Raw genomic sequence first — 9,606 nt, forward strand, 5'->3', positions numbered from 1 at the left:
CCCGGTTTGCCCGCACCGCCCTCCATGGCGTACCTGTGCCACCGGTCGAGGTACCGGACGGACGGTGGGGTGGAACCGATGGCACGCATCCTGGTGACCGGCGGCGGCATCGCGGGCACGGCGGCGGCGCTCGGCCTGCACAAGGCCGGACACGACGTGACCCTCGTCGAGGCGCACCCCGACGCCGCCGAGGACATCGGCGCGTTCCTGACGCTGGCGAGCAACGGTATGCGCGCCCTGGCCCAGCTCGACGCCACGGACGCCGTCACGGCCGTCGGTTTTCCGCTGACTTCCCTGCGCCTGCTCGACAGCCGGGGCGCCGAGGCGGCACACGCGCCGCTCGGCGGGGCGGACGACCCGGCCCTGCGCTACCGCTGCCTGCGCCGCGGCGAACTGAACACGGCCCTGCAGGGCGAGGTGCTCCGCCGCGGCGTACCCCTGCGGCACGGCACCCGCCTGGTGTCCGTCAAGGACACCCCCGACGGCGTCACCGCGCACTTCGCCGACGGCGGCACGTTCACCGCGGACCTGCTGATCGGCGCGGACGGCCTGAACTCGGCCGTCCGCCGGCTCGTCGTCGCGCCCACGGCCCAGCCCGAGTACGCGGGCCAGCGCGTCTTCTACGGCTACACGGACGGCGCTCCCGCCGCCGAGCCCACTGGCGCCATCACCATGGTGCGCGGTAGCGCGGCCGCCTTCGGGTACGCCGTCTCACCGGACGGACGGACGTACTGGTTCGCCCGGGCCGGCGGCGACCCGCTGCCCGCGGGGCAGGCCCCGGACCGGCCGGCCGGCGAGCCGCGCGCCGAACTGCTCCCGCTGCTCTCCGGGGACGACACCCCCGCCGCCGGGATCGTCGCGGCCTGCGCCGGTCCCGTCATGGCCGTCAACGCCACCGAGATGCCGCTCGGCACCCCCTGGCACACCGGGCGCGTCCTCCTGATCGGCGACGCGGCCCACGCGGCGTCACCGGCCACCGGACAGGGCGCCTCCATGGCGCTGGAGGACGCCGTCGTCCTCGCCAAGGCGCTGCGCGACGCCCCCGACCCCGCCACCGCCTTCGCCCGCTATGAGCACCACCGCCGTCCGCGCGTCGAGCAGAACATCACCGTCAGCGGCGGCATCTCCCGGGGCACCCGCGCTCCGTCGCGCGCCCCGTCCGGCGGCCACGAGCCCGACGAGGCGCTGATCCACCAGCTGACCTGGGAGACCCCGCTGCCCGCCGTCGGCACGGAGCGCTGAGTGGCGGCCCCCGCCCACCGAACTCCCTTCGTGTCCGCCCAGTTGTGAGGGGGAAGCTATCCTGCCCGGATGGCGATGATCGACTCGGAGCCGGACGACCGGCTCGCCGTCAGGGCGGCGCAGGCGGGCGCGGCCGTGGTCCGCGCGATGTACGGCGAACCGGGGGACCGCTTCGAGAAGTCCGCCGGTGACTTCGCCACGGCGGCTGACCTCGCGGCCGAGGAGGCCATCGTGGGCGTGCTGCGCGCCGCACGGCCCGCCGACGCCGTGACAGGTGAGGAGAGTGGAAGCAGCGGCGCCGCCGACGCCCGGCGCCGATGGCTCGTCGACCCGCTGTGCGGCACCCTCAACTTCGCCTCGCGTTCCATGCTGGTGGGGGTGAACGTGGCCCTGCGCGTGGACGGCGGGATCACGGCGGCGGCGACCGCGGACCCGTTCGGCGGAGAGGTCTTCTGGACCGACGGACAGCGGGCCCGGATGCGATACGAGGGCCGCGACGAGGCACTGGTGCCGTCACCCGCCACCCGGCTGGTGGACGTCAACCTCGACCCGCCGTTCCCCAACGCCCCCGGCTTCCAGGCCGCCCGGCTGCTGGCCGACCCCGGCTTCGTCCGGCGGTTCCGGCCCCGCGTGGTGTCCACCACCCTCGCGGTCGCCTGGGTGGCGGCGGGCCGCCGGGCCGCGTACGTCACCGACGGCCACTTGCGCGACAGCGTTCACTTCTCGGCGGGTATCGCCCTGTGCCGGGCGGCCGGCTGCACGGTGACCGGCCTCGACGGCAAGCCCGTCCACACCGGCACCGGCGGCCTGATCGCGGCCGCGGACGCCGAGACGCACGCCGCTCTGCTGGAGATGGTCAACGGCCAAGCGGCGCCGATGCGTTAGCAGTTCAAGGTTTTGTCTTCCGAAGGCTTGCCGCTCGCTTGGTTCATCACTTAAATCAAAACATGAACTAAGTCGAGGGGTTGCTCGACGACCCCTGTAGCCGCATGGAGCCGCCGCATGAGACTGAGATCCCTGGGCGTCGCGCTGGCCGCCGCAGCCGCGCTGATCGCCCTGCCCACCACCCACCCTCCGGCCGCCGCCGCCGAAACCCCCCTGTCGCAGGGCAAGTCGGCGACCGCGTCATCGCAGGAGAACGCCGGAACCGCGGCCGCCAAGGGCGTCGACGGTGACACCGGCACCCGCTGGTCCTCCGCCGCCACCGACGACCAGTGGTTCCAGGTCGACCTGGGCAGCACCGCGTCGGTCACCCAGGTCGTCGTCGACTGGGAGACCGCGTACGGCAAGGACTACAAGGTCCAGATCTCCAAGGACGGGAGCGCCTGGACCGACCTGAAGTCCGTCACCGGCTCCGACGGAGGCGTCGACACCCTCGACGTGTCCGGGCAGGGCCGCTACGTGCGCATGCTCGGCGTGCGCCGCGCCACCCAGTGGGGCTACTCCCTCTGGGAGTTCCAGGTGTTCGGCTCCACCGGCGGCACCCAGACCGCCTGCGGCTCCGCGAACGCCGCCCAGGGCCGGCCGGCCACGGCGTCCTCCACCGAGAACGCCGGCACCCCCGCCTCCGCCGCCTTCGACGGGAACACCGGGACCCGCTGGTCCAGCCAGGCGTCCGACCCGCAGTGGCTCCAGGTGGACCTCGGCGCGGCCAAGGACCTGTGCGCGGTCGACCTCAACTGGGAAGCCGCCTACGGCAAGGACTTCCAGATCCAGGCGTCCGCCGACGGACAGAGCTGGAACACCCTCAAGAGCGTCACCGGCTCGACCGGCGGGACCGCCTCCTACGACGTCAGCGGCTCGGGCCGCTACGTCCGGATCCTGGGCACCGCGCGGGGCACCGGCTACGGCTACTCGTTGTGGGAGGTCGCCGTGCACACCGGCGGCACCGGCACGCCCCCGATCGAGGGCGGCGGTGACCTCGGCCCGAACGTGATCGTCGTCGACCCCTCCACCCCGAACCTCCAGCAGAAGTTCGACGACGTCTTCAAGCAGCAGGAGTCCAGCCAGTTCGGCACCGGCCGCTACCAGTTCCTGCTCAAGCCGGGCACCTACAACGGCATCAACGCCCAGATCGGCTTCTACACCTCCATCTCCGGACTCGGCCTGAACCCGGACGACACCCAGATCAACGGTGACGTCACCGTGGACGCCGGCTGGTTCAACGGCAACGCCACCCAGAACTTCTGGCGTTCGGCGGAGAACCTCGCCGTCAAGCCCTCCAACGGCACCGACCGCTGGGCCGTCGCACAGGCGGCGCCCTTCCGCCGCATCCACGTCCAGGGCGGCCTCAACCTCGCGCCCAACGGCTACGGCTGGGCCTCCGGCGGCTACATCGCCGACTCGAAGATCGACGGGACCGTGGGGCCGTACTCCCAGCAGCAGTGGTACACCCGCGACAGCTCGGTCGGCGGCTGGACCAACGGCGTGTGGAACATGACGTTCTCCGGCGTCCAGGGCGCACCCGCGACCAACTTCGACAACGGCCCGTACACCACCCTGGACACCACACCGGTCTCCCGCGAGAAGCCCTTCCTCTACCTGGACGGCTCCACCTACAAGGTGTTCGTCCCGGCCAAGCGGACCAACGCCCGGGGCGTCTCCTGGCCGGCGAACGCGGGCACCTCGCTGCCGCTCGACCAGTTCTACGTGGTCAAGCCGGGAGCGACCGCCACCACCATCAACGCGGCCCTCGCCCAGGGCCTCAACCTCCTCTTCACGCCCGGCGTCTACCACCTCGACCGGACGATCGACGTCACCCGCGCCGACACCGTGGTCCTCGGGCTCGGCCTCGCCACCCTGATCCCGGACAACGGCGTCGACGCCATGCACGTCGCCGACGTCGACGGCGTGAAGCTCGCCGGGTTCCTCATCGACGCGGGACCGGTCAACTCCGACACGCTGCTGCGGATCGGCGACCCCGGCGCCGGCGCCGACCACTCGGCCGACCCGACCAGCATGCAGGACGTGTTCGTCCGTATCGGTGGCGCCGGACCCGGTCTCGCCACCAACTCGGTCGTGGTCAACAGCAACAACGTGATCATCGATCACACCTGGCTCTGGCGGGCCGACCACGGCAGCGGAGTCGGCTGGGACACCAACCGCGCCGACTACGGCCTGCGGGTCAACGGCGACGACGTGCTCGCCACCGGCCTGTTCGTCGAACACTTCAACAAGTACGACGTGTACTGGAGCGGAGAACGCGGACGGACGATCTTCTTCCAGAACGAGAAGGCCTACGACGCCCCGAACGCCGCCGCCATCACCCATGACGGCATCGTCGGCTACGCGGCCTACAAGGTCGCCGACTCGGTCACCGCGCACGAGGCATGGGGCCTGGGCAGCTACTGCAACTACACGTCCGATCCGTCGATCGTGCAGGCCCACGGCTTTCAGGTACCGACCACCGCGGGCATCAAGATGCACGACCTGCTGGTGATCTCCCTGGGCGGCAAGGGCCAGTACGCCCACGTAGTCAACAGCACCGGAGCCGCGACCTCGGGCACGGACACCGTCCCGTCCAAGGTCACGTCGTTCCCCTAGCGGGGCTGTGTCCCCGGACGGAACTCCTCCGTCCGGGGACGCACACCTCTCAGCCGTCCGCCAGCGTCCGGTGCGGCGCGCGCCGGTAGGTCTTCCGGTACTCGGCGGCGAACCGGCCCGCGTGGTGGAAGCCCCAGCGGGCCGCGATCTCGGTGACCGTCGTCCCGCCGTCCGGGTCGGCGGCCGCCAGGTCGTGGTGGGCGTGCGCGAGCCGTACCCGCCGCAGGTGGGCGAGGGGCGTGGTGCCGAGATGGCGGCGGAACGCGTACTGCAGCGCCCGCACGGTGACGTGCGCCGCCGCGGCGATCTCGGCGACCGTCACCGGCTGGTCGGCGTGGTCGTCGACGAAGGCCAGGGCGCGTCGCAGGGTCGCCGGATGGGCGTCGCCGCGATCGGCGGCCGTGGGCTCGGCGAGCGCGGTGTTGGGGAACGTCGCCAGCACGGTCGCCGCCAGGTGCTGCGCGGCCGTGGAGGCGATCAGCGGCTGGTCGGCGACGGAGGGGTCGGCCAGCACATGGTCGCGCAGATGGGCGACCACGTCGCTCAGGTACCGGGCGGCGGCCGCCGAGTGCGGCCGGTGCCCGGTCAGCCGGACCGCCCCGTCACCGTGCGGGCCGCCGGCTGCCACCTGACCGAGCAGGGCCGGGTCGAGCATGGTGATGTTGTAGCGGGCGGCGCAGATCCGTCCCGAGTACGGCAGGTCCGGCGGTGCGAACAGCACCACGTCACCGGGCCCGAAGGCGTCCTCGACCCCAGGGAAGGAGTGGTCGCGCACGGTGCCCTCATGGACCAGACACAGACAGATCCGGCCCAGGGGCGTCACCGAGTAACTCATCTCGAAGTCCAGATCGAGCTCGTCGACGCTGACGGAGGGCACGCCGCTGCGGACGATCCGGGTCCGGCCGGCGCCGGGCGCGCTGCTGCCGATGCTCATCCTGGCGTAGGCGCGGCAGAGGAAGTCCTCGGTCGCGGCCAGGTCGGCACTGTCGAAGGTGAGCGTCTCCATGAGGGGCACATGCCCCCGAACGGCGCTCAGATATCGACGCTGACCAGGTGTTTTTCGTAATCTGTACCTTGGCGCGCGATGTTGTTCGCGCATCGGCTTTCCCTGACTGTGCGCGGCGCGGAGGCTGCCCGATATGACCGGACAGTACGAGACCCCCGACCGGCTCTCCTCTTTGCAGGAGGAAGTGCGCCAGCTGCGCCGGGCCATGGTCTCGCACGCGGTCATCGACCAGGCCATCGGCGTGGTCATCACCGTCGGGAGCCTGCACCCCGAACACGGCTGGGTGGTGCTGCGGCACATCTCGCAGCACACCAACATCAAGCTGCGGGAGGTCGCGGACTCGCTGGTGCGGTGGCCCGCCACGGGCCGGCTGCCCGAGCGGATCCGCGAGGCACTGCCCGCGGCGGTCGACCACGCCCGCGGCGCCACCCCGACCACCCTGGCGGACCAGCACGACCACGCCGGCCACGCGGGCCACGCCGGTCACGTCGGTCAGGACAGCCGGACCGGCTGAGGCGCAGCGCACCGGTCAGCGGTGCCGGCCCCGGGCACGGGCCGGCGACCCCGCGTCCCGCCGCACGTCCACGGCCGTGCGGCGCGCCGAGCGCATCCGCGCCGCGTCGGCGGAGACGCCGCTGACGCCGAGCGAGCGCGCCCATGTCCACGACGGTCTTCAGCGGGTCGAACCGGTCGTCGCACGCCCCTGACCGGCGGCGTCCGAACTGCGCGGCCCCGGCGCAGCGCTTAGGGTGACGAGTGCGGGCGCGCATGGCGGCCCGCGACCGGGTCAAGAAACCGGCCCTCCTGCGAACCCACTGCCGGCAGGGGGCCGTTGACCCCGCCCGCTGGTCTCCGGGTCAGGGCGAACACGTCCGAACGGCCGGCCGCACCGCCAAGGTGTCGTCTCCCGGCCCGACTTCACCCCACGGGGAAATGCCATGCGATCCCCGGTTTCGGATGCCCCGGCCCGGGGACCTCGGTGTGAAGACCACGCCCGACTATCCGGCCGTACCCGACCCGTACGGCCGCCGGTACGCGTACCACCGCACGCGCCCGTCCCCGCGTGCCGCTAGCCCGCCTCGTTCGATCCAGGGCACCCCCGTGACCAGCGAAGGAATGGTAGTGATGAGTGAGACCAACCCCCTCAAGCGTGCGGCGGAGAAGGTCGCCCACGCGGTGCAGGGCGAGGACGGCGAGCACGCGGCCCCGAAGGACGGCGTCCCCGGCAGGCCGGCTCCCGAGTCCCCGTCGGTCGCCGAGCCGACCGAGCCCCGCGACCCGCTGCCCCCGAAGCCCGACCAGTCCGGCCCGGCCACCGTCTCGCCCACCGGCCAGCCGACCGGCGCCGACCAGGCACGGATGGCCCAGAGCGGCAGCTATCTCACCACCGCCCAGGGCACCCGGCTGTACGACACCGACCACTCGCTGAAGGCCGGCCCCCGCGGCCCCGTGCTCCTGCAGGACCACCACCTGCGGGAGAAGGTGATGCACTTCGACCACGAGCGCATCCCGGAGCGCGTGGTGCACGCGCGCGGCGCCGGAGCGCACGGTGTGTTCCGCAGCTACGGCACGGCGGCCAACGTCACCAAGGCGGCCTTCCTCGCCGAGGACGTCGAGACACCGGTGTTCGTCCGCTTCTCCACCGTCCTCGGCTCCCGCGGCTCCGCCGACACGGTCCGTGACACCCGCGGCTTCGCCACGAAGTTCTACACCAGCGAGGGCGTCTTCGACCTGGTCGGCAACAACATCCCGGTGTTCTTCATCCAGGACGCGATCAAGTTCCCGGACGTCGTCCACGCCGCCAAGCCGCACCCGGACCGGGAGATCCCGCAGGCCCAGAGTGCTCACGACACCTTCTGGGACTTCGTCACGCTGCACACCGAGGCCACCCACCACACGCTGTGGAACATGTCCGACCGGGGCATCCCGCGCTCCTTCCGGACGATGGAGGGCTTCGGCATCCACACCTTCCGGCTGGTCGACGCAGAGGGCGGCACGACGCTGGTCAAGTTCCACTGGAAGCCGAAACTGGGCGTGCACTCCCTGGTGTGGGAGGAGGCCCAGATCATCAACGGCGTCGACCCGGACTTCCACCGCCGCGACCTCGCCGACGCCATCGAGGCCGGCGCCTACCCCGAGTGGGAGTTCGGCATCCAGACCTTCCCCGACACCCCCGACCAGACCTTCGAGGGCATCGACCTGCTGGACCCGACCAACATCGTCCCCGAGGAACTGGCCCCGGTGCAGCCCATCGGGCTGCTCACCCTCAACCGGAACCCGTCGAACTTCTTCGCCGAGACCGAGCAGATCGCCTTCCACCCCGGCCACCTGGTGCCGGGCATCGACATCACCGACGACCCGCTGCTGTCCGGCCGCCTCTTCTCCTACCTGGACACCCAGATCACCCGCCTCGGCGGCCCCAACTTCGCCCAGATCCCGATCAACCGGCCGCAGGCGCCCGTCAACGACATGCTGCGGGACGGCATGCACCAGACGGCGGTGCACCGCGGAGTGGCGCCCTACCGCCCCAACTCCCTGGACGGCGGCTGCCCGTTCACGGCCGGCGCCGACACCGGCGCGTTCATCGAGGCACCGGTCCGGGTCCCGGAGGCGACCAAGGTGCGGGAGGCACCGGCGTCGTTCGACGACCACTTCAGCCAGCCGCGCCGGTTCTGGCTCAGCATGAGCCCGGTCGAGCGCGAGCACATCATCGGCGCCTACTCCTTCGAACTCGGCAAGTGCTACGAACAGGCCATCAGGGAACGGGCGCTGCAGGTCCTCGCCAACATCGACCCGGAGCTGTGCGCGGGCGTCGCGGGCGGCCTCGGCCTGCCCGCGCCCGAGCCCACCGTCCCCCTCGCCGACGTCGAGCCCAGCCCGGCCCTCTCCCAGGTCGGCCGCACCTGGCCCACCGACGGCCGCGTCATCGGCATCATCACCGGCCCGGACGGCGACCTGGACGGCGCAATGGCCGTACGGCAGGAGATCCTGGACGCCGGCATGGTCCCGCTGGTCATCGCGCCGGCGGGCGGCACGCTCGGCTCGGGCGCGGACACCCTGACCGTCCAGCGCACCTACGCCACCGCACGCTCCGTCGAGTTCGACGCCCTCCTGCTGGCCGGCCCGGCCGGGGTGGGAGTCGACGCCTTCGGCGCCCGGGACGCCAAGGCGGGACAGCCCGCCGCCCGGCAGGCGACCGCCGACCCCCGGGTCGGGCTGCTGCTGAACGAGGCGTACCGGCACGGCAAGGCCATCGGCGCGTCGAAGGGCGGCGAGGAGGTCCTTCAGGCCGCCGGCATCCCGTCGGAAGCCCCGGGGGTGATCGTCGCCGACAGCGTGTCGACCGCGCTCCAGGAGGCCGCCCGGCTGCTCGGCGCCCACCGGGTCTGGGAACGGTTCCCCGCCGCCACCTGAACGGGCCAACCGCCCGGCCCGGACGGCGTATCAGGACGGGCGACCGGTGCCCGTTGCCGTTGTGATGAGAGGGTCCTTTCGTCAACCAGTGAGGCAACTCATGCGCAAGCGCAGCTTCGTCACCACGGCAGTTCTCGCAGGTGCCCTCGCGATGGCGGGCACGACGGCCGCCTTCGCGGCCGACCCGAACCCGGTAGGCGCCGCCGCCAACAGCCCGGGCGTCCTCTCCGGCAACGTCATCCAGGTGCCGGTCGACCTCGGCCTGAACCTGTGCGGTGACACCGTCGACGTCATCGGGCTGCTGAACCCGGCCGGCGGCAGCTCCTGCACGAACGGCTGACGCCACCGTGGGGGGGGGGGGGCGCCGCGGGGCGGGGGGGGGGGGGGCCCGGGTGGGGGGG

The 9,606-nt window shown here is 72.3% G+C and carries 7 protein-coding genes; 6 read left to right on the forward strand and 1 reads right to left on the reverse strand.

Annotated features, from left to right (window positions below):
• Positions 1-78 precede the first annotated feature (78 nt).
• The 3 genes from V7E45_RS18295 to V7E45_RS18305 all read left to right on the forward strand — a co-directional run bounded on the left by V7E45_RS18295 (position 79) and on the right by V7E45_RS18305 (position 4,785).
• The gene (locus tag V7E45_RS18295) at positions 79-1,242 is read left to right on the forward strand and encodes an FAD-dependent monooxygenase (RefSeq protein WP_333775246.1); all 1,164 of its coding nucleotides are present in this window, start codon (positions 79-81) and stop codon (positions 1,240-1,242) included.
• Between the two features lie 69 nt (positions 1,243-1,311).
• Positions 1,312-2,127: an inositol monophosphatase family protein gene (locus tag V7E45_RS18300; RefSeq protein ID WP_333775247.1), complete on the forward strand. Its 816-nt coding sequence runs from the start codon at positions 1,312-1,314 to the stop codon at positions 2,125-2,127.
• A 117-nt stretch (positions 2,128-2,244) separates the two neighbouring features.
• On the forward strand, positions 2,245-4,785 hold the full coding sequence (locus tag V7E45_RS18305; RefSeq protein ID WP_333775248.1) for a discoidin domain-containing protein: 2,541 nt from the start codon (positions 2,245-2,247) through the stop codon (positions 4,783-4,785).
• A 49-nt stretch (positions 4,786-4,834) separates the two neighbouring features.
• On the opposite strand, the gene V7E45_RS18310 is transcribed toward V7E45_RS18305, so the two are convergent.
• The gene (locus V7E45_RS18310) at positions 4,835-5,791 is read right to left on the reverse strand and encodes a helix-turn-helix transcriptional regulator (RefSeq protein WP_333775249.1); all 957 of its coding nucleotides are present in this window, start codon (positions 5,789-5,791) and stop codon (positions 4,835-4,837) included.
• Between the two features lie 133 nt (positions 5,792-5,924).
• Between V7E45_RS18310 and V7E45_RS18315 the strand changes: the two genes are divergently transcribed.
• The 3 genes from V7E45_RS18315 (at position 5,925) to V7E45_RS18325 (ending at position 9,545) form a co-directional block, all read left to right on the forward strand.
• Complete coding sequence (locus V7E45_RS18315) at positions 5,925-6,305, forward strand: ANTAR domain-containing protein (protein WP_333775250.1); 381 nt, start codon at positions 5,925-5,927, stop codon at positions 6,303-6,305.
• A gap of 611 nt (positions 6,306-6,916) precedes the next feature.
• The gene (locus V7E45_RS18320; protein ID WP_333775251.1) at positions 6,917-9,205 is read left to right on the forward strand and encodes a catalase; all 2,289 of its coding nucleotides are present in this window, start codon (positions 6,917-6,919) and stop codon (positions 9,203-9,205) included.
• 100 nt (positions 9,206-9,305) lie between these two features.
• Positions 9,306-9,545 carry a chaplin gene (locus tag V7E45_RS18325; RefSeq protein WP_333775252.1) on the forward strand — a complete coding sequence of 80 codons (240 nt, stop codon included), beginning with the start codon at positions 9,306-9,308 and terminating at the stop codon, positions 9,543-9,545.
• Positions 9,546-9,606 lie beyond the last annotated feature (61 nt).

The organism is Streptomyces sp. IBSBF 3136 (assembly GCF_036815105.1).
GTDB lineage: Bacteria > Actinomycetota > Actinomycetes > Streptomycetales > Streptomycetaceae > Streptomyces.